The organism is Paenibacillus phoenicis (assembly GCF_034718895.1).
GTDB classification, from domain to species: Bacteria; Bacillota; Bacilli; order Paenibacillales; family Paenibacillaceae; genus Fontibacillus; species Fontibacillus phoenicis.
In genome coordinates, this window is record NZ_JAYERP010000001.1 from 1,926,687 (window position 1) to 1,945,755 (window position 19,069).

The following is a 19,069-nucleotide window of genomic DNA, read 5'->3' on the forward strand; positions in this document are numbered from 1 at the left end:
TTTCAATATTATCATTTTAACTCTTTTGTGTACAGAAGTGAACCCTGGCCGTTAGCCCAAAAAACAACCCCCAACGCCGTGGGAGCCAAGGGCTTGCCATTCGATTTTAGGTTGTGGGTACTCCTTTAGGATGAGCCGTTTCCATCATTACCATTCAAGCTGCATTAGTTCCATTCTCAGCTTGCGCAGCCGCTCTTTGCAGGCGTCCGAGGCTTCGGTGTCCCCCTGTTGGATGGCCTCGAACAACCGCTCCAGCTCGGCGTCCAGCTCCTTCTGCAGCTGTGCCAGCCGTTCCTCTGCCGCTTCGGATGCGAACACTTCAGCCATTTGCGCCATGTCGACGATGGGCCCTTTTTGAAAAATAACCCGATGCTCCATCCCCGAAATTTCTACCAGCCGAATCACTTCTCCAAATAAAATGTTCTCGACTAAGATCTGACGATCCCTAATCCGTTTGACCACCGCATGACCGCGCAGGTCGCCGATCAGCTTCTCCAGCCATTCCGCCAGCTTGACATCCCGGATGACATAATCGCCTACCAGCTTGTATCCTTTGGCGAGACGCTGAAACCGCAGCTTGGTCAGCTTGCGTCCGGTGCGGACGGAGATGATGAAGAGCGATTCGTTTTCGCTCCAATATAAAGAATACCCGTCTTGGATCAAGTCGCGGATCAATTGTTGTATGTGCCGGCGGTCGAATCGGAGTTCCAGGTTGCAGTATTCCACTTCGTAACTTTTGTTCACGGCACTCCCTCCTAACGGTTTACCATATCTTATACTTCATCTTATGTAATGGAACTTGGTTTATTGATTATTTTTGCCCCGTTCAGGCCGGAGTTGCCGCGGAAAATATGATATACTAGTACCGTTGCACAGCGAACCTAATCAGATCCATGCCGAAAGTTGGAGGTACTGCACGATGGCCTTTGAAGGATTTACGACACAAGATTTCGACGCCCTTACCGTCCCGAGTCTGGAGTCCCGAATGGAAGCGATTATAAGTCACATTAGACCTAAATTGGAGACGCTGGGTGCGGAGATGGCCCCCTACCTGTCCGCTTTATGCGGAGAAGAGATGTTCCCGCATGTGGCCAAGCATGCCCGCCGGACGGTGAACCCGCCGAATGACACGTGGGTCGCCTGGGCGGCCAGCAAGCGCGGGTATAAAGCGTTGCCGCATTTTCAGGTCGGGATGTTCTCCACGCACCTGTTTATCATTTTCGCCGTCATTTATGAGAGTCCCAATAAGGCCGTGTTTGCCAATTATTTAGACAAGCATGCGGCGCAAATTAAGAAGACGATCCCGGACGGGTTCTACTGGTCCCTGGATCATATGAGCCCGGACGGCACACCGCATCGGGAAGCGGATACCAAGCAGCTGAAGGCCTGGGCCGAGAAGCTGAAGACGATCAAGAAGTCCGAAGCCCTGTGCGGATTGCGGCTGGAGCGGAACGACCCGATCGTATCCGACGGAACCAAGCTGATCCGCACGGTTGAAGAGACGTTCCAAACGCTGTTGCCTTTGTATAAAGGCGCGTTTTGAGCTTGGAGCAGAAGTAACCTAACGGACACCAGAGACGCTAATGACTGTCCTAAGCGACTTCCCGTTGGCTAACGGACTGAGGAGGCCTTATTCAAGGAATAAGCAGCAATCCGGCTGCCCATGTCCCTGGATAAGGCCTCTGGTGTCCGTTACAGCGGGAAATGACCGGGAAATCGGCCAATAAGGTCACTACGGTCCGTTACACACATGGATGGCCTGCCTTCTGGCTTGCACTTCAAGCCTCCCTGACCTTATGGGTTGGGGGAGGCTTTTTGCGTGCGGACGAGGCCGAGGTGCAGGAAGAAGAGCAGCGCCATCGTGACCGCGCTGGCTAGGAACGGTGCGGCCGGGCCAAGCAGGTCCCACATTTTACCGGAGATGATCGGCCCGACAACCATGCCGGAGCCCTGGATCGTCAGAAACAGGCCCCAGATCGTCCCTTTTTCCCCGCTTGGGATCATTTGCGCGATCATCGTATTCCATGTCGGGAGGATTAACGCATAGCTGCATCCAATTAGGATCACGAACGACCAGACCAGGGCGACCTCCCGCGTCATCGCAAACAGGCCGATCGAGAGCGCCGCCAGGGCGAAGCCGATATGCAGAAACCAACGCGTCCCCATCTTGTCGACCAGCTTGCCCACGGGGATCAACCCCAGGACGGTAATCCCGCCGCCGATGACCAGCATGGCGCTGAACGTCTCCGGCGACAAGCCCAGCTCCGTCCGGACGTACAGCGTGATGACCGGCGTCAGCAGACCGACGGCGAATGATTGCAGGAACAGCGCCGGGTATAACAGCGGACTGACGTGTAAATGCGTGCGGATATGGTGAATCGAAGCACGCAGTTGACGCCACATCCCTCCGATCTTGGCGGAGGGGGAATGGCCGGGGACGGCAGCTTTGGCCGTGCCCGCGGCGGTGGAGCCGCCCGATTTTCCCGGCAACATCAACGACACCAGCAAGACCAGCGCCAGGCATCCGAGCAGGAACCAAAAGATCGGCTGATACGAATCATTTAAGAAAAAGTTGATCAGAACAGGCCCCAACCCGGTTCCACCAAGGCTGGAAATTTGGATGACGCCCATCGCCGTCGCGAAGTTGTTATTCTCCTCCGTGACCGCAGTGATGCCCATCAAGACGCAGGGCCAGAGCGGCGCAGTCCCGATGCCGAGGAGCGCGCAGCCAAGCACGAGAAACCCCATGGAGGGAAGGAACGCGATCATCGCTACAGCGCCTAGGGTGATGAACAAACCCAAGCTCATCGTCCGGCGAAAGCCGATCCGTTCGATCAGCCAGCCTGCCGGGCTGCGAAATAGATTATCCCCGATATACTGCATCGAAAAAGACAACCCGATCGCAAACGCGCTTAGCTTCAGCACATCCCCCATATAGACCGGCAGGATGGATACGATGAGCGCCCCCTTGACGAACTCCACCAAAAACATGATAAGCCACAGGCTGGCGAACGTGGGATTCAGCAGTTTTTTCCTTGCGATGCCGCTTGTCAGTTCCACGAAAAAGCCCCCTCTCCTGGTTTCCGATCACCGGTTCTCTTACATTTTGTCCTTTTTTGTCGGCAAATTAACCCATGTTCCGTCAATATTGCGTAAAAACCAGCGGGTTTTGCTTGCATTCCAGACGCATTTTGCTATACTCAAGCTTGTTTGAAAATTATGTAGATGAAAGGCAGGGATGGCCCGTATGGATCATCAAAGCACGCCGCTCTTCACTGCTCTCAAAAAGCATGCGGCCGGCAATCCCGTTCAGTTTCACATTCCTGGGCACAAGAAAGGGCTCGGCACCGATAAAGAATTCCGAGAGTTCATCGGCGATAACGCCTTGTCTATCGACTTGATCAACATCGCCCCGCTAGATGACTTGCACCAGCCAACAGGCGTCATTCAAGAGGCGCAGAAGCTGGCCGCCGACGCCTTTGGCGCGGACTACACCTTCTTCTCGGTACAAGGGACCAGCGGAGCCATCATGACCATGATTCTATCTGTTTGCTCTCCGGGAGATAAAATTATCGTCCCGAGAAATATCCATAAATCCGTGATGTCGGCCATTATATTCGCCGGAGCGAAGCCGGTGTTTGTCTCGCCGGCGCAAGACCCGAATTTGGGTATCGACCACGGGATCACAACGTCCTCGGTCCGCCGCGCGCTGCAGCGTCATCCCGACGCCAAGGCGGTGGTGGTAATCAACCCGACGTATTTTGGCGTTTGCGCCAACCTGAAGGAAATCGTCGATTTAGCCCATAGCTTCCATGTACCGGTGCTGGTGGATGAAGCGCATGGGGTGCATATTCATTTCCATGAGAAGCTGCCGATGTCCGCAATGCAAGCGGGCGCCGATATGGCAGCGACCAGCGTACACAAGCTGGGCGGCTCGATGACGCAAAGCTCGATTCTGAACCTGAACACGAAGAACGGGTACGTGAATCCGCAGCGCGTGCAAACGATCATCAGTATGTTGACAACGACGTCCACTTCCTATCTGCTGTTGGCTTCCCTGGATACAGCGCGCCGCAATTTGGCGCTGCACGGACGGGAAATGGCTGAACGGGCGATGGAGCTGGCCGAATATGTCCGGTCGGAAATTAACCAAATCGAAGGCTTGTACTGCTTCGGGCGGGAGATTTTAGGCGGAGAAGCAACTTATGATCATGATCCGACCAAACTGACGATCCACGTCCGCCACTTGGGGATTACCGGCTATGAGACGGAAAACTGGCTGCGCAAGCACTACAACATCGAAGTGGAGCTTAGCGACATGTACAACATCCTGTGCCTGATTACCCCAGGGGATACACAGGAGACGGCCGATATTTTGCTGACCGCGCTGCGGGAGCTGTCTAAAACCTATTATAAGGAAAATAACGCAAATGAGCTGATCGTCAAGGTCCCGGAAATCCCGCATTTGTCGTTGATCCCGCGGGATGCGTTCTATGCGGATACCGAGGTCATTCCGTTTAAGGAATCGGCTGGCCGGATCATTGCCGAATTTATTTATGTGTACCCGCCGGGGATTCCGATTTTGCTTCCGGGTGAGGTCATTTCCCAGGACAACATCGACTACATCCTCGATCATGTCGAGGTCGGCTTGCCGGTGAAAGGGCCGGAGGATCGGTATATCGACAAGGTTAAGGTGATTGTTGAAGCGGATCCGATTTTTTAGTCCAAATCGAGTAGGATGGGGACTATCCCCATCCTTACCCAATGTACGGAAATGGCCGCAAGGCCTATTTGAGTGCCATTGTTGACGGATATGACAACTCTGTTGTTTCATGGGTGCTCAGCCATTCCAATAACAATAAGCTTGTTATGAATACGGTAAAGAAAGCTTTTAAAAGAAACCCGAATGCTATGCCGCTCTTGCACAGTGATCGCGGCTTTCAATATACTTCGCTGGAATACAAACAACTTCAAAAGAGATACAAGTTTACAACAAGTATGTCCCGTGTAAGTCGATGTTTGGACAACCAACCCATTGAACGATTCTGGGGTACTTTTAAAGCAGAAAGCTTTTATCTGGAAAAGTACGATACGTATAACAGTCTCCTTCGTAGTGTAAGAACTTATATCCATTATTACAATAATTTTCGATGCACCGAACGACTATACGGCTTATCCCCTAACGAATATCGACGAGCAGCTTAACTAAGAAAATAATCCCCTCAGTCTTGATAACCGAGGGGATATTGAATACTGATGATTTTGTTTTTTAGTCTGTCTACTTGACAGGGAGCACTTCAGATTCCTGGCTGGCCTAAGAGAGCATACAAAGCGCTCATTCTCAATAAATTATTTTTTACTATCTACTATATTGTTTAACTATTTTACCGTCCTTTTTTGATATTAAAAAAGTAGCTATCGGCACAGATGCTTGATCAAAAAAGATTACTTTGTAGCATCGTATATGTTTACCTTCCTCAGTAACAGTATAAACTTCATTTGTTTCTACAAAATATTCTGTTTCTAAAACAGTATATTTCTCTTGAAATTCATTGAGGGCTATATCATTAGCTGTTTCTAGTGTGATGGTATTTGAACAACCTGCAAGTAAAATCGGAAATGCCAATAAGCAAAATAGAAGTCGCTGCATAAAATTAAACTCCATTAACAACTGACATACTGATATTTCCCCAATTGTTATAGTACATTTGATTGCGAGCATTTTCTAAACTGGTTGCTGCATTTTTGCTATACTGTAATCTCGAATAAGTACCATATGCTGTTGAAGTTAACCCTGCAAATAGAGATAATGCTCCACCATAATTGAGGACGATTGTAATCCACCCTGCCGGACCTGTTCCCCAACCAACTACTAGCAACACGAAAGAGGATAATGCCGAGGCCCAGCCTAATACCTCATAAAAAGTATTTGATTCCATATAATCAACTACATTTGTTTCGTAATCATCAATGTATGATCGAAAAGTATTGAAAGCAGAGGCGTTTTTGCTATCTCCTATAGTCGTACCTACATATTTAATGTACTTTTGACTTTGTGCAGACAAAGCTTGTGCTACAAAATTACCATTAGTGAACTCGTAGTTGTAGTAATTGTCATATGCGCCTGCTCTGTCTAATGCTTGAATCTTCATTTCATTTTTTAACTTATCAATTTTCATTTTCAAATCTAAAAATTGTTGCCTTGTAAAACCCTGAACTTGCTCATATTTCACATCTACTAACAATTTACTTTTTTCTTCAATATTCTTTTCTATTGCTAGAGCTTCAGTTGAGTTAATTTCAATGGGGCCGTTCTGTGATTTATCCCTAGTTCGATTTACTGAAATAGTTGTCAATTCATTTTTGTTAAATCTCAGTTCTCCTGTCTTCTGTTCTGCAAGCCCTGTCCGATAGTCATTAGAAAATTCTTGTTTTAATATTAAACTATATTGGTAGTTATCATTTACATCATAATAATCTTCAACCGCTGAAATTTTTGTACTAATAAAATTTACTGAATTCGTTATTTCTGTTATGGATTCGACCCTCTTATATCCAGTCTTTTCATAAATATGAAATTCATTTGGATCCTCTGAGTAGGTATCAATAACAAATGCTTCAGTAGTAATGTGTTTCTTCTCTTCTGTTGATTCGGCATGAACGCCGGAAAATGAAGAAACGAAAAAAGAACAAATACAAGCGGGATAATAACGTGCCTACTTTTCCTCATAATAATACCTCCCTAATTTATATCCATATATAATGGGATGACCTAATATATGGTAATTTTACTATACCTTAAATTTGGAAATATTGGAATAATTATTTTAATTTTTTGTTCTTTTTTGATCAAAGTGGTATGTGCTCTTGGGGTAAAACCTTCTGTTACCAAACTGCATCTAAACTCTACCCTTGCATCAAGTGACTCTATATAATCTCCACTCCTTTGATTTTCATAACCCCTTCAAAATTTCGATCGTCTCCCTTCACTTGATCATGATCTCTTTTCGTCTATACTTCGGGTTTTGAACGCAGCCCGAACATCTCAATGATCTTGTTTTTCACAATCCCCAGATCTCTCTCCCGCATAAGTGGGTAGTTTTTTGCTTCAAAGGTGTCGTAAAAACTCATCAACCTAGAACTATACAAAAAGCCCCCCGCTTCCGGGGAGCTCTTAGCTTCTATACCAGGTGATCCGCCGCAAATTAGGCTTCATCCATTTGGGCGACAAGCTCGTTGTAAGCTTCTTCTACCTGTTTCCATTCCTGTTCGTCTTCGATATTGTAAAGCACCATTTCTTCGTTCTCTTCTTCCATGCGGAGAATGATGCCGTCCGCTTCCGGATTGTTGCGCTCGAGCAGCAATGCGTACACTTTCTCGCCAACGTCGAACGTCTCGACAAGAACCATCTCTACGTCGTTCCCTTCTTCGTCGGTCAGCGTCAACACAAACTCTTCATGCTCATGATCATGGTCATGATCGTGGCCGCAGCCGCATGCTTCGCCGTGTTCGTGATTGTGGTCGCTCATGAAATTACCTCACTTTAAGTATGTTTTAATGGACTGAAGAAGGGTCTCCCGCTTCGTTCCTCCCGTATCGTAACACTTTTGGTGGGGACAGGTCAATTTTCGTGAGCGGATGCCCGTGTTGTGCTCGGTTGTGCGGTTATTTCAGAACGTTAATGCTTTTCTCCGCAACGAGCACGAAATCTGATCCGTTAGACGGTTTCATGTAGAACCCTACGATGTAGCGGCCCGATGTCTTGAAATCATACGTGTAGTCCTTGGTCCGGAACCAGAAGTTATCGCGCTGCTCTTTGATTTCATCCGTCTGGATCTCCTTGGACGTCCCGTCCGGGGCCGTGATGGACACCCGCACTGCCGAGATGTTCGTGCGTAAATTATCAATTTGAGAGAAAACGTTAAACTTCAGCTTCCCCGTCTTCTTCACATCGCCAAACACATTGTCATCCGCGAATAGAAACATATGGACATTGGGTTTATAATAATTCACCGTTTTGGTGCTGTCATTAAATTCAACTAAACCTTCGAGATTGCGTACGGGTACATAGGTTTTGCCGTCTATAATATATCCGCCGTCTTCCAGCTCGCGGCCGTTCAGCATCAGCTTCACCTTGGTGCTCGCGGCGTCGGCAAAGAGCAGGGAACCTCCCATAAGAGAGAATGCCACCACCAGTAATGCAACTCTTCTCCATTTCATGAATGTTGACCCTCCATTTGATTCCTGTTGATGTATAGTTATACTCGCTGGTTCCGGTCAAGTTGCGGTGTTGATGGGAAATGACGGCATTTTTTTATAGAGCGAGCCTAACCTTTTGTTTCGGCTGGAAATTGTGTACAGTTAAAGAGGTGATCCATACTTGACCTAAGGGGGAATGCCTGATGGCTTTACGACTACAAATGCTGGGGACGGGCGGAGCGTTTGCCAAAAAATATTTTAATAACAACGCGCTCCTCTATGCCGGTGACTTCACCCTGCTCATCGATTGCGGAATCACCGCCCCCCTGGCGCTGCACACGATCGGCAAGTCGGTGGAGGAGATCGATGCCGTGCTGATTACCCATATCCATGGCGATCATGTTGGAGGCTTGGAAGAGCTGGCTTTTCGCCGGAAATTTGGTTCTGGACGGAAACCCATCCTGTATATTGCTGAAAATTTGGTGGAGCCGCTATGGGAAAATACGCTGAAAGGCGGGTTAAGCCAAGACGGTGTAATCCACTCGCTAAACGACGTGTTTGACGTGCGTCTATTAAAGGAAAGCGAGCCTGCACAGCTTGCCCCTGAGTTAAAAGTGGAGCTCATCCGAACGCCGCATATCCCGGGTAAACCCAGCTATTCGCTTTATATCAATGAGGAGATTTTTTACAGTGCGGATATGACGTTCGAGCCGGAGCTCTTAATGAGGCTTGTTCGTGAGCGGGGGTGCCGCCGAATTTTTCACGAGGTCCAACTTACCGGGAAAGGTGAAGTTCATACGACGCTGCAGGAGTTATTGTCCCTGCCAACCGAGATCCAAAGCCAAATCCTGCTGATGCATTATAGCGATGATATGGAATCCTTCCGAGGCGCTACGGGGAACATGGACTTTCTGCGTCAGCACGAAGTCTATACGCTGTAACAAAACAACCCTGCGGGTATGCTTACCTGCAGGGTTCTTTTTCTAAATATAGGATATGGATCAACGTTATTCGAAGCTAGGCAAGTTATCCAAGTTGTTGGACGGATCTCCATCAGCATCGCCGCGGATATACATCTCTCCGTCCCGTCCCTTAAACACATTGACGCCGGCGATCGCACCTGCCTTCACTTCCTGCAGGGCTTGCTGGTAATCCAGCACGCGGCCGCTGGACGTCTTGAACGCGACCAAATTCCCGTCACCGTTCTTCCGCACGGCAATAAACGTTTCTCTGGTATTCAGGGCCATCGGCTAGCTCATCTCCTCTTCATTAAGATTAGATCTAGCTTGCCCCAAAACCTCCAAACCTATGACCTTTACGATTTTAACGACTTGACCATCCGGACGTGCGGAATACCGGCGTCATCAAACGGTTCAGTCGAGATTGTCTCATAGCCGAGTTTAGCATAGAACCCTTCGGCATGGCATTGAGCATCCAGCACCGACTTCGTGAGACCGAGCTCCCGTGCCAGCTCCTCTAAGGCGAGCAGCAGGATTTTGCCTACGCCTTTCGAGCGGTACGGCTCACGTACGGCGATCCGCTGCATTTTGGCGGCATTGTCTTTATAGTAAATCAATCTGCCTGTCGCAACATAGTCCCCTTCCAATTCGATCAGCACATGATGTACATCCGGGCCAATCTGGTCATACTCATCAATTTCCAATTCAACGGGGACCTTCTGTTCCTCGACGAACACCTCTTTGCGGATGTCCAGGCATTTCTGTAATTGCTCCTCATGATCGACATGAATGATTGTTGCAGCCGACACTTCGTTCCCCTCCCACCATTGCTTGTCTGTTGGATCATCTAAACTGCATCATTATACAAAAAAATCATTTTCATGTATAGTTGTCTCATGGACATCGATGGAAAGGAGCTGGCTTAGGGGTATGGTCATGGGCGTAACAATCGCCGCTGCGGTCGTCATCGCGGTTTTGCTGATTGCCTCCATGTTTTACACGACGAAGAAAGGCTACTCCCGCAAATGGGACGAGGAAGACTAAAGCATTTATTCCGTGGAATACACATCCTCTACAATCGTAGGCGAATACACGCCGTCCGACACGGATGGCCCAAACGGCCAAGGGAATGCGCCGGCCTGCCGGCTTAGGGTCTCCGCGTTTGGCGCCATGCGGCAGGCGCTGGTCAGGGCCAGCAGCAAGACGGCCCCCGCGACGGCAACCCAAAGGGACCGCGGCCGTTTCGTCTCGCTCTTCGGCGACGAGATTTGATCATTGCTGTTGTTATGATGGTTAAGGCCAATATGGCGGTGATGGTGGTTCCAACGCATGTTCACTTCTTCCTTTCGTTACGTGGTGCCTGTCTGTCTGATATATGCGTGTCATGGATGTATGCAGTGCTGACTGTATGCGCGTCTTGAATGAAATGCAGCGTCGTGACGTCATGCGCCTTACCACTCGGACACGCATTCCTCCACCATTGTTGACAGAGGACAGACACCTTATACTCTAGGAAAGTGTTGACAAGAACCCCACCGCCTGATAAGATAATTTTTGTCTTCACTATAAGTTTGATCTGCTAGCTCAGCTGGGAGAGCACCATCTTGACAGGGTGGGGGTCAGTGGTTCGAGCCCACTGCAGATCATAGAGAAAATCCCTTAAAGCATAAGCTTTAAGGGATTTTTTATTTTCTCTTTTGTCAGATTAAGATGGCCTCCGATTCGAAGATAATATAGTATATAACTGGTATTTACTGTATAATAGGGAATAGCCAAAGGGGTGGTCCTTTTGAAAAAAATCATGTACGTTTGTTTGATCGTTGTTCTTCTGATGCTAGCTGGCGGTTGCGGAACTGGGGCAAAGAACAATGATATCTCACCCATTGCTGAGGATGTCGAGCAAACTCCCGGGACTTCGCCAGGCTTATCCATAAGAGATGGTGTAGCCGTATGGGACCCAGGCTCAGAGTGTTGCAAATCTTTTGAAGATACCTTGAATGAAGTGCCATTTGAGGTTTCTATTCCAAAAGTTCCTTTTCCGATTACCCATCAGTCTGCCGATATCGTCCCAGCTAACTTTGACTTGATCCAATTGACCTTTGCTAATGAAGAGCGAGGAGAGCAACTGATACTGGCTGTTTCAAATTCGCAGGTAAAGTCCAAACCGGATGGTAAAAAGGGGCCAAAATTAAGTGATGGCACACAAACCTGGATCCAAAGCACACCAAGCTTAAGCGGGCTCTATTGGAGAAAGCAAGGATTAACCTATGCCTTAGGATCGAACAAGGTGGAAGATGGTAACTTTGTTCCTTTGTACAGTATTTCTGAACTCGTTCAGATTGCTAACTCTATTGTCCAACCTCCCCACCTCTAACGGACCGTACCGACCTTATTTGTTCATTTCCCGGAGATTTCCCGAGCTAACGGACTCAAGTGACCTTATTGGGCAAAAATACTCATCGATTCAACGCAACAGACCCGAATAAGGTCTCTGAGGTCCGTTAAAACGGGTAGGCTTGCGTCCGAACCCAAATAACGGCTCTGGTGTCCGTTAGCGCAGCCGAGATGCCAGCTAGCAGCTATCAGCAAACCGCAAACACGCTACCTTCTACCATCTACCAGCCAACATCAAACAGCTAGCATCTACCAGCTATCAAATATCCGCAAGCAGCAAACGGCCTCTTGCTTCTTGCCTTTGTTCCGTCGCGCCATAGCACCGCACAAAAAACACCCGCCCCTAAAGGTGCGCGTTCTCGTTAAAGTATGTTACTGTTCACCATACGTCCACCCGATTTCCAATCACCTGCTACCCCCGCGGATACTCCACCCGAAACTGTGCGGACTCCATCCATTCGCCGCGGGTAAAGTCCCGACCGCGTACGAGGACATGGTCGCGATAAACTTCGACGTAGAAGCCTTGGCTGCCGTCCTTGTGTTCGTCTTCGTCGGTCCACAGGTCGGCGACCGAAGCGGCATTGAACATCACCGGCCCTCGCCCTCCACACCATAAGAAGTGTGAGAGGCATCCAACTCCCAATGGGTATGCCCCGTAAAGAGAATCGCCTGCGGGTGACGGGCCAGCACGGCACGGAGATCCGCATCCTGCACAACGCCGTACCAGCGCTGCGCTTCGTAGGAGCCGGCGACCGTGTTAAGCAGCGGCTGATGCAGGAAGACGAAAACCGGGCGGTCTGCCGCAGCGTTTTCCCCTAACTTGTCATCGAGCCAAGCCAGCTGCTTCTCCGACAACGAGCTAAACAACTCCAGCCCTTCTTCCGTTCCAAGAAAAATAAAATGATACCCATCAATCCAATGATCATGATAAATGCCCTCCGCCCCGGTACCGCGCAAAAATTGTCCCAAACGCGCCTCCCAGTTCTCCAATGCGACATCATGGTTGCCCATCGTCACATATAGCGGAGGCACTGCTCCGCCAAACCGATGCCAATTTCGGTTCCACGCTTCGTATTCATCCGGAAATCCGTGATCCGTCACGTCTCCCGCATGCATGATGCCAACGCTTCCCGTGCCATTTGCCGCGATATCTTGCAGCGCCCGCTCCAAGTTGACGTTATGCGTATGCTGCTCATCTGCTCGAACATGCGTGTCGGTAATAACCCTGAAACGAAAGCAAAAGCTCCTCGTCCCGCCGTCCTTCCCCTGCCTGCTGCTCATTGCGATCAACCATTCCCTTAGCCTCCCTTACCACTCATATTCAATCCGACAACACCGAGGACAATCACGCCAATCCACAGGATCGAAGATAGCGACAATTTCTCTGGGACAGGATGACTCCCGCCAAAGAAATCAGCACGATGTCCACCCCTAACCATACCGCATAAACGGTACTTACCTTAATATACTACGACATCCTGTTTTCGAGGATCGGCCGTAAGAGCAAAAGCAACATGAGCTATGCCGTGCGTTCGAAACGAGCTGGAAACTCCCGAAGAGGAACGCAAACGGTGCCTGGAGGATTTGCACAAGCTCAAGGTTCACCCTTCCATGGATAAAAGCACCGCCAACCAGCCAAACTAAACGGACAGCGCCGACAGGAAGCTGCGAGTTTCCCCGGACGGACAAGCGCTCAAGTATAGTTGATGGAGGCACGTAGAACCGATGGTCAAAATCAAACTGGGAGCAGCGCTCACCATCGCCCTTGCCGCTGCGCTGCTCGCCCCTGCAACAGAGGCATCCTCCCCGGTTCATGGCAAGCAAAGAAGCTATTATGAGGAACGCGGGGACATTGTGTGGGAAGTGCCGACGCAAGAAAAATACATCGCCTTAACCTTTGATGACGGACCGGATGAGCAGCAAACTCCGAAAATTCTCGAGCTTCTAGAGAAGTATCATGCGAAGGCGACCTTCTTTGTTGTGGGCGACCGGGTGAATCGATTCCCCGAAATCGTCAAAATGGAACAAGCCGCGGGCCATGAAATCGGCAACCATTCCTATCACCATCCTTCCTTTCATCGGCTGGCGCTACCGGCCTTGAAGGAAGAAATGGCCATGACCCAGGAAGCCGTATTCGAGACCACCGGACGTAAACCGGTCCTCTTCCGCCCCCCGGGCGGATATTATAATGATGCCATTGTCGAGCTAACCAAACATAACAACCTGCAGATGATCCTCTGGTCCTGGCATCAGGATACGAAGGACTGGACGTCACCCGGCGTACGCAGAATCGTGCGCAAGGTGCTGGACAACGCCCGCAACGGTGATATTATCCTGATGCATGATTACGTGTATAACAGCACGCAGACGATCGAAGCGTTAAAGGTCATTTTGCCGGAACTGCAAAGCCGGGGTTATCGCTTCGTCACCGTATCCGAACTGCTGACGCATAAAGTTACGCCGGATCATCATATTAAGGTTGACCACTAGACTTCATTGGAAAGGAGCAACACAGATGGATAAGGAGCAGAATACCCTGCCTTCTGGGGAAGGCTCCGGCGTGGATCCGATTCCCGTTCCGAAACACCCTACCTCGGCCACCGAGAAGCTCGAAGATTTGGTTGGCGAGATGATGGAGGAATGGACGGAAACCTTTACGGGTGAGGCGGAAGAAAAGAATCAGAGCAAGGATCAAGCCAAATAAGTGAAATCCACCAAACATGCAGCAAGACGGGGCTTCAGCCCGCCTTGCTGTTTTATATTAAAATTTATTTTCTCAATTTTTGATATTTGTGATTTAAATCACATATATAGTGAAATAAATCACATATAATAAAGACATCAAAGATGATCATCCGAAAAACAAAAAACCAACGATAAATAAGAGGAGTGGTTCTTATGTTTAACAATTTCCTGAGAACAAACAAAGTGGCGATGTGGCTCCTGACCGTTATCCGCGTCTACCTGGGCTACCAATGGATCGAAGCCGGCTATCATAAAATCACCGGCGGCTTCGATGCCGCAGGCTTCCTGACCGGAGCGATCGCGAACAGCACTGGCGACCATCCGGCCGTACAAGGCTGGTGGGCAGCCTTCCTGGAACACTTTGCCTTGCCGAATGTCGGACTCTTTAACTTCCTGGTGCCTTACGGCGAATTCCTGGTTGGCCTGGGGCTGATCCTCGGTACCTTCACCACCTTCGCTGCACTGATGGGCTTCGTGATGAACGCCGCGTTCCTCTTCTCGGGTACGGTAAGCACCAACGCGCAAATGTTGATCCTTGAAGTACTGATTCTCGTCGCTGCAGCTAACGCTGGTAAAATCGGCCTCGACTACTACGTGATGCCTTACCTCCGCAAGTTGTTCCACAAAAAAGGCGATGCCGGAACGCAAGCCCCGACGCCTAAGCAACCGCTGAACGTTAAACACACGGCGTAAGCGCCGCACATATAAAGAAGAAAGCCCGCCATCCGGCGGGCTTTCTTCTTTATTCATTATATTCTGTTTCGGCCCACGGCGCCCCAAGCACACAGCTCGGCGATCACCGCACCCGCGAGAAAGCCGCCAACAATGTCACTGGCATAATGCACGCCCAAGTACAAGCGGCTGACCCCAATCAGCAAAATGATCAGCAGCACCACCACCGCCCAAATGCGATTCCCCACCCTACCGGAACGAAGCAGCAGCAACGCGATCACCCCGAAGAAAGCGGCGGAGATCATCGCATTTCCGCTGGGAAAGCTGTACCCGTCCGGTACAACGAGGCTGTCCCACATGTCAGGACGTTCACGAGTGTATAGAGCTTTCAACACTTTGTTAAGCAGCCACCCGCCTGCCAGGCTGATCGTCAGCCAAAGGGCATAACGTCCGTTCCGCAGAACCAGCAATGTCCAAATGAGGGCAATCCCCAGCACCACAACAAAACCGGTGGTTGTTCCCAACTCGGAGATCGCTTTGACCGCCGGAGTGATGCTGTCATTGCGCAGCCCATAGAAAAAGTCCCCGATACTGCGGTCAATCGAACGCAATCCCTCCGTATGTAGCAGCCCGCCCAGCACCACAAACAAGGCAGCAAGCAGGACTGGCAAAAGCCATTTTTTCATCAAAAGTTCCCCTCTCACCTGCATTCACCTGAACCAGATCATTGTACTGGGAACCGGAGGTCCCGGCAACCCTTATTTCCAATTTCATGCTTCCACGGCTTCGCAAGGAAAGAATATCCGCTAGACCCGCATTAATATACTTACTATACTTATATATTGACTAAGTCGAGAGCCTTGGACTACAATGCAGTAGAATTCATCATAGAATAGATAGGTGATTCAAATAATGGAACAATACGCTTATCACGTATTATTATTTTATAAATTTGTCCGGATCGAGGATCCTGCCGCCTTCACTGCCGAGCATCTGCAATACTGCAAAGAGCTGGGGATCAAGGGACGCATCCTGATCGCCGCCGAAGAACATCACGGCTTCTGTTCGGAGGCGTGCCGGGAAGCCGCTCTCGTCGTCCCGCAAAGCTAAGACCGCCGGAACTTATCACCCGAGAGGGAGTGTCACGCATGAATGCCAAAAGAGACCTTTCCACCCGCGAGCGGATTCTTCATTTAATGAAAACCGCCGGACCTCTGAGTGCCAAAGAGCTTACGACAGAACTGCAGATCACGGAAATGGCGGTGCGCCGCCATCTCGGCACGATGGAACGCGACGGGCTGATCGAATCGAAAATGATTCGGCAGACGGCAGGACGGCCCACTGCTGTGTATGGGTTAACCGAGCTGGCTGAGGGGCTTTTTCCCAAGAGATATCATTCGCTTACGCTGGATCTGCTGGACGAACTGGCTGAGGAGAGCGGCGAAGACATGGTAGACCGCCTGTTCGATCGCCGTAAGGAGAAGCTGAGCCGTAAATATATGTCCGAGATGCAAGGGAAATCGCTGACTGAAAAAGTACGCACGCTCTCGGAGATTCAAAACGACAATGGATATATGACCGAGCTTCAAGAAACCGATCACGGCGAGTATGTCCTGATGGAGCATAACTGCCCGATCTCGCAAATCGCGAACCGCTACAATCATGCCTGCGACTGCGAGCTGAAATTGTTTGAGTCGCTGCTGGATGCCGATGTCGAACGCACGGAATGCTTGGCCCAACAAGGGAGAAAATGTGTGTATGTGATCCGCCAGCGCGAACGCTGAGGAGATCCGCCTATAGAAAAAAGCAGCCTCATGGCTGCTTTTTTTGGTTATATATCATAGACGGCTAACTCGTCCTCAATGGCTTGCTTCACGAGCTGGATACACTCCTCCGTCGTCTTGGCGGAGACGCGTTTGCCGTTCACCAGTGCATACGGTCTAAGCTTACATAACCCGCATAAACTAAGACAGTCCTGCCGCATCACGGCAATTTCGGGGTATTCTTCTTCCAGCTTCTCCAGCTCAAGCGCGCTCATCAGGTTGCTGTCGCACACCTCAACGATAACGATGCCCAACCCCATGACGTCTTTTCACCCCAAACTTGTAGGCTTATGATGCTTGAACCCTCATTATGAAATTCACGAACTGATTTGTCAATGGCTGCGAACGATTTAACATACTTAATATACATCTATGTTGACTAAGTCGGAGTGCGGATTTATAATTAGTTTTGTCGGAATTACTACTACATATTGGAGAAGAAAGGATGGATTTAGAAATGGCACATCAATTACCTGCATTGCCTTACCCGAACAACGCGCTTGAACCTCATATCGATGAAACAACGATGATGATTCACCATGATCGTCACCATAATACGTATGTAACGAACCTGAACGCAGCTCTGGAATCCGCTCCAGAATTGCAATCCAAATCCGTTGAAGAATTGATCAGCGATCTGGACAGCGTTCCTGAAAGCATCCGCACTGCTGTTCGCAACAACGGCGGCGGCCATGCGAACCACTCCCTGTTCTGGGAAACGATCGGCCCGAACGGCGGCGGCCAACCTTCCGGCAAGCTGGCTGAAGCGATCAACAACGAGCTGGGCGGCTTTGACAAATTCAAAGAAGAATTCACGAAAGCAGCTACCACTCGCTTCGGCAGCGGTTGGGCGTTCCTGGCTGTAGATGCTAACGGCAAATTGTCCGTTTACAGCTTGCCGAACCAAGACTCCCCGCTGATGGAAGGCAAAACGCCAATCCTTGGCCTGGACGTATGGGAGCATGCTTACTACCTGAAATATCAAAACAAACGTCCTGACTACATCGCCGCTTTCTTTAACGTCATCAACTGGCCTGCAGTTGAGAAACGTTACGAAGCAGCACTGAACAAATAAGTCAGCGTGTTGGCGTAACGCCTGCACGAACGCGAAAGGGTGTCCACTGGACCGGTGAACCGGCTCTGTGGACACCCTTTTTTTTCATCTAGCCTAGGCCCCTATCCTCTCCGAGCAACAGACTCCCGGACAACCAACGTGGGCGGGATTTGCCAGTGAATCTTCTCGCGGGAACGCCCAAGGTCTGACAGGAGCAAGCTAATTGCGGCATCACACATGCGCTCCTTCTCCACCCGCATCGTCGTCACATTTAAACCCTCGCTGTTGACATAGGGCAAATCGTCAAATCCGGCGATGGAGACATCCTCCGGCAATCGCTTGTTTCGCGTCTTCAAGAGACCGGCCAGCAAATAAGCAATACGATCATTCCCGCAAAAAAACGCCGTCGGCCACTCCCCTAACCCATCCAGAAAATTCGCGATTTCTGCCGCGGTGTAATCATAGCCCTTGGACGTCGTCAAGCAGGCCGCCTCCCGAATGATCAACCCCTGCTCCTTCATCGCTTTCTCAAACCCAAACCAGCGCTCCTCATGACTGGTCGACAGGTTCGTCGGCCCGATAAACCCGATGTCCCGGTGGCCGGCTTCAATTAAGTGTGAGACCGCTGTATAGGCCCCCTCCTGATTGTCCGAGGTGACGGCCGGACAAGGCAGATCGTGGTAGTAGGAATCCATCAGCACCAGCGGCGTGTCCAGCTCCCAAATGCGCTTCGCATACGCCCGGTCCACAATCCCAAACAGAATCACTCCCCGGTACGGAATATCGGTGAACGGTCCCGGCAGCAAACGCGCGGCTTCCATCTCCCGATCAAGCGGGGTGATGACAGCGTTGAGTCCTTTTTTGCGCGCGCTTCGTTCCAATCCCCAAATCATATCGTGAAAAAACTGAAAATGATCATTATCCTGATAGCTCATGATCCGTTCAGGAACGAGCACCAAAATATTCGCTTGTCCGCTCTCTTGGTGCGCGTAAGGTCCGTACCCCAGCTCACGCGCGGTTTCCTGCACGCGGCGGCGCATCTCCTCGCTGACGCCCTTTTTGTTCATTAGCGCCAATGACACCGCATTTTTAGAAATTTGCAGACGGTCAGCGATATCCTGCATCGAGACTTTCTTTTTACGGCCCATTCTTTTCATTCCTTTCGAATCGTGCTACACTTAACCTACATGGTACTTTACAAATATTTATTTTGTCAAGTTTGT

General features: G+C 49.9%; 25 protein-coding genes, 1 tRNA gene and 1 pseudogene. 12 read left to right on the plus strand and 15 right to left on the minus strand.

Annotated elements, in window-relative coordinates; genetic code table 11:
• Positions 1–147: 147 nt before the first annotated feature.
• Entirely contained in the window at positions 148–744 is a 597-nt protein-coding gene (locus U9M73_RS09115) for a hypothetical protein (RefSeq protein WP_323076918.1), read from the minus strand.
• Positions 745–919: 175 nt separating this feature from the next.
• Here U9M73_RS09115 and U9M73_RS09120 point away from each other — a divergent pair, with 175 nt between their 5' ends.
• Entirely contained in the window at positions 920–1,543 is a 624-nt protein-coding gene (locus tag U9M73_RS09120) for a YktB family protein (RefSeq protein ID WP_323076920.1), read from the plus strand.
• A gap of 251 nt (positions 1,544–1,794) precedes the next feature.
• On the opposite strand, the gene U9M73_RS09125 is transcribed toward U9M73_RS09120, so the two are convergent.
• Positions 1,795–3,060 (minus strand): MFS transporter, encoded by a 1,266-nt coding sequence (locus tag U9M73_RS09125; RefSeq protein WP_009225193.1) that lies wholly within the window; start codon positions 3,058–3,060, stop codon positions 1,795–1,797.
• A gap of 187 nt (positions 3,061–3,247) precedes the next feature.
• On the opposite strand from U9M73_RS09125, the gene U9M73_RS09130 reads away from it, so the two are divergent.
• Entirely contained in the window at positions 3,248–4,723 is a 1,476-nt protein-coding gene (locus tag U9M73_RS09130) for an aminotransferase class I/II-fold pyridoxal phosphate-dependent enzyme (protein ID WP_323076921.1), read from the plus strand.
• Between the two features lie 41 nt (positions 4,724–4,764).
• Complete coding sequence (locus U9M73_RS22180) at positions 4,765–5,205, plus strand: DDE-type integrase/transposase/recombinase (protein ID WP_127576356.1); 441 nt, start codon at positions 4,765–4,767, stop codon at positions 5,203–5,205.
• Between the two features lie 154 nt (positions 5,206–5,359).
• Here the strand turns inward: U9M73_RS22180 and U9M73_RS09135 are convergent, their stop codons facing one another.
• The 4 genes from U9M73_RS09135 to U9M73_RS09150 form a co-directional block, all read right to left on the minus strand.
• Positions 5,360–5,650, minus strand: a complete 291-nt coding sequence (locus U9M73_RS09135) for a hypothetical protein (RefSeq protein ID WP_036645237.1) — start codon at positions 5,648–5,650, stop codon at positions 5,360–5,362.
• 4 nt (positions 5,651–5,654) lie between these two features.
• On the minus strand, positions 5,655–6,356 hold the full coding sequence (locus U9M73_RS09140) for a hypothetical protein (RefSeq protein WP_323076922.1): 702 nt from the start codon (positions 6,354–6,356) through the stop codon (positions 5,655–5,657).
• Positions 6,357–7,205: 849 nt separating this feature from the next.
• Positions 7,206–7,529 carry a DUF1292 domain-containing protein gene (locus U9M73_RS09145; RefSeq protein ID WP_009227121.1) on the minus strand — a complete coding sequence of 108 codons (324 nt, stop codon included), beginning with the start codon at positions 7,527–7,529 and terminating at the stop codon, positions 7,206–7,208.
• A 136-nt stretch (positions 7,530–7,665) separates the two neighbouring features.
• Positions 7,666–8,220: a stalk domain-containing protein gene (locus U9M73_RS09150; RefSeq protein WP_009227122.1), complete on the minus strand. Its 555-nt coding sequence runs from the start codon at positions 8,218–8,220 to the stop codon at positions 7,666–7,668.
• Positions 8,221–8,402: 182 nt separating this feature from the next.
• Between U9M73_RS09150 and U9M73_RS09155 the strand changes: the two genes are divergently transcribed.
• Positions 8,403–9,140 carry an MBL fold metallo-hydrolase gene (locus tag U9M73_RS09155; RefSeq protein ID WP_323076924.1) on the plus strand — a complete coding sequence of 246 codons (738 nt, stop codon included), beginning with the start codon at positions 8,403–8,405 and terminating at the stop codon, positions 9,138–9,140.
• A gap of 66 nt (positions 9,141–9,206) precedes the next feature.
• Here the strand turns inward: U9M73_RS09155 and U9M73_RS09160 are convergent, their stop codons facing one another.
• The 3 genes from U9M73_RS09160 to U9M73_RS09170 form a co-directional block, all read right to left on the minus strand.
• Positions 9,207–9,446 carry a DUF3892 domain-containing protein gene (locus U9M73_RS09160; protein WP_323076926.1) on the minus strand — a complete coding sequence of 80 codons (240 nt, stop codon included), beginning with the start codon at positions 9,444–9,446 and terminating at the stop codon, positions 9,207–9,209.
• A gap of 68 nt (positions 9,447–9,514) precedes the next feature.
• On the minus strand, positions 9,515–9,967 hold the full coding sequence (locus tag U9M73_RS09165) for a GNAT family N-acetyltransferase (protein WP_009227125.1): 453 nt from the start codon (positions 9,965–9,967) through the stop codon (positions 9,515–9,517).
• Between the two features lie 240 nt (positions 9,968–10,207).
• On the minus strand, positions 10,208–10,489 hold the full coding sequence (locus tag U9M73_RS09170) for a hypothetical protein (RefSeq protein ID WP_323076928.1): 282 nt from the start codon (positions 10,487–10,489) through the stop codon (positions 10,208–10,210).
• Positions 10,490–10,731: 242 nt separating this feature from the next.
• Between U9M73_RS09170 and U9M73_RS09175 the strand changes: the two genes are divergently transcribed.
• Positions 10,732–10,804: transfer RNA gene (locus tag U9M73_RS09175), tRNA-Val, on the plus strand.
• 143 nt (positions 10,805–10,947) lie between these two features.
• A complete protein-coding gene (locus tag U9M73_RS09180; RefSeq protein ID WP_009227128.1) occupies positions 10,948–11,532 on the plus strand; it encodes a hypothetical protein in 585 nt (194 codons plus the stop codon).
• A 432-nt stretch (positions 11,533–11,964) separates the two neighbouring features.
• Here the strand turns inward: U9M73_RS09180 and U9M73_RS09185 are convergent, their stop codons facing one another.
• The 3 genes from U9M73_RS09185 to U9M73_RS22185 all read right to left on the minus strand — a co-directional run bounded on the left by U9M73_RS09185 (position 11,965) and on the right by U9M73_RS22185 (position 12,981).
• On the minus strand, positions 11,965–12,144 hold the full coding sequence (locus U9M73_RS09185) for a hypothetical protein (RefSeq protein ID WP_311202309.1): 180 nt from the start codon (positions 12,142–12,144) through the stop codon (positions 11,965–11,967).
• Positions 12,141–12,833 (minus strand): metallophosphoesterase family protein, encoded by a 693-nt coding sequence (locus U9M73_RS09190; protein ID WP_323079104.1) that lies wholly within the window; start codon positions 12,831–12,833, stop codon positions 12,141–12,143. Before U9M73_RS09190 ends, U9M73_RS09185 begins: the two co-directional genes overlap by 4 nt.
• A 64-nt stretch (positions 12,834–12,897) precedes the next feature.
• The gene (locus tag U9M73_RS22185) at positions 12,898–12,981 is read right to left on the minus strand and encodes a hypothetical protein (RefSeq protein WP_407673976.1); all 84 of its coding nucleotides are present in this window, start codon (positions 12,979–12,981) and stop codon (positions 12,898–12,900) included.
• A gap of 296 nt (positions 12,982–13,277) precedes the next feature.
• Here U9M73_RS22185 and U9M73_RS09195 point away from each other — a divergent pair, with 296 nt between their 5' ends.
• The 3 genes from U9M73_RS09195 (at position 13,278) to U9M73_RS09205 (ending at position 14,990) form a co-directional block, all read left to right on the plus strand.
• Entirely contained in the window at positions 13,278–14,042 is a 765-nt protein-coding gene (locus U9M73_RS09195; protein ID WP_323076929.1) for a polysaccharide deacetylase family protein, read from the plus strand.
• 25 nt (positions 14,043–14,067) lie between these two features.
• Positions 14,068–14,256 (plus strand): hypothetical protein, encoded by a 189-nt coding sequence (locus U9M73_RS09200; RefSeq protein ID WP_323076930.1) that lies wholly within the window; start codon positions 14,068–14,070, stop codon positions 14,254–14,256.
• Positions 14,257–14,450: 194 nt separating this feature from the next.
• Entirely contained in the window at positions 14,451–14,990 is a 540-nt protein-coding gene (locus tag U9M73_RS09205) for a DoxX family protein (RefSeq protein WP_009227132.1), read from the plus strand.
• A 56-nt stretch (positions 14,991–15,046) separates the two neighbouring features.
• Here the strand turns inward: U9M73_RS09205 and U9M73_RS09210 are convergent, their stop codons facing one another.
• A complete protein-coding gene (locus tag U9M73_RS09210) occupies positions 15,047–15,655 on the minus strand; it encodes a phosphatase PAP2 family protein (RefSeq protein WP_323076931.1) in 609 nt (202 codons plus the stop codon).
• 226 nt (positions 15,656–15,881) lie between these two features.
• Here U9M73_RS09210 and U9M73_RS09215 point away from each other — a divergent pair.
• Positions 15,882–16,037: pseudogene (locus U9M73_RS09215) on the plus strand (oxygen-dependent tRNA uridine(34) hydroxylase TrhO); the annotation flags it as partial.
• An 80-nt stretch (positions 16,038–16,117) separates the two neighbouring features.
• On the plus strand, positions 16,118–16,753 hold the full coding sequence (locus tag U9M73_RS09220) for a helix-turn-helix transcriptional regulator (protein ID WP_323076933.1): 636 nt from the start codon (positions 16,118–16,120) through the stop codon (positions 16,751–16,753).
• A gap of 47 nt (positions 16,754–16,800) precedes the next feature.
• Here the strand turns inward: U9M73_RS09220 and U9M73_RS09225 are convergent, their stop codons facing one another.
• Positions 16,801–17,052 carry a YuzB family protein gene (locus U9M73_RS09225; RefSeq protein ID WP_009225662.1) on the minus strand — a complete coding sequence of 84 codons (252 nt, stop codon included), beginning with the start codon at positions 17,050–17,052 and terminating at the stop codon, positions 16,801–16,803.
• A 197-nt stretch (positions 17,053–17,249) separates the two neighbouring features.
• Between U9M73_RS09225 and U9M73_RS09230 the strand changes: the two genes are divergently transcribed.
• Complete coding sequence (locus U9M73_RS09230; protein WP_036645681.1) at positions 17,250–17,867, plus strand: superoxide dismutase; 618 nt, start codon at positions 17,250–17,252, stop codon at positions 17,865–17,867.
• A 101-nt stretch (positions 17,868–17,968) separates the two neighbouring features.
• Here the strand turns inward: U9M73_RS09230 and U9M73_RS09235 are convergent, their stop codons facing one another.
• Positions 17,969–18,994, minus strand: a complete 1,026-nt coding sequence (locus tag U9M73_RS09235; RefSeq protein WP_036645650.1) for a LacI family DNA-binding transcriptional regulator — start codon at positions 18,992–18,994, stop codon at positions 17,969–17,971.
• Positions 18,995–19,069: the final 75 nt, after the last annotated feature.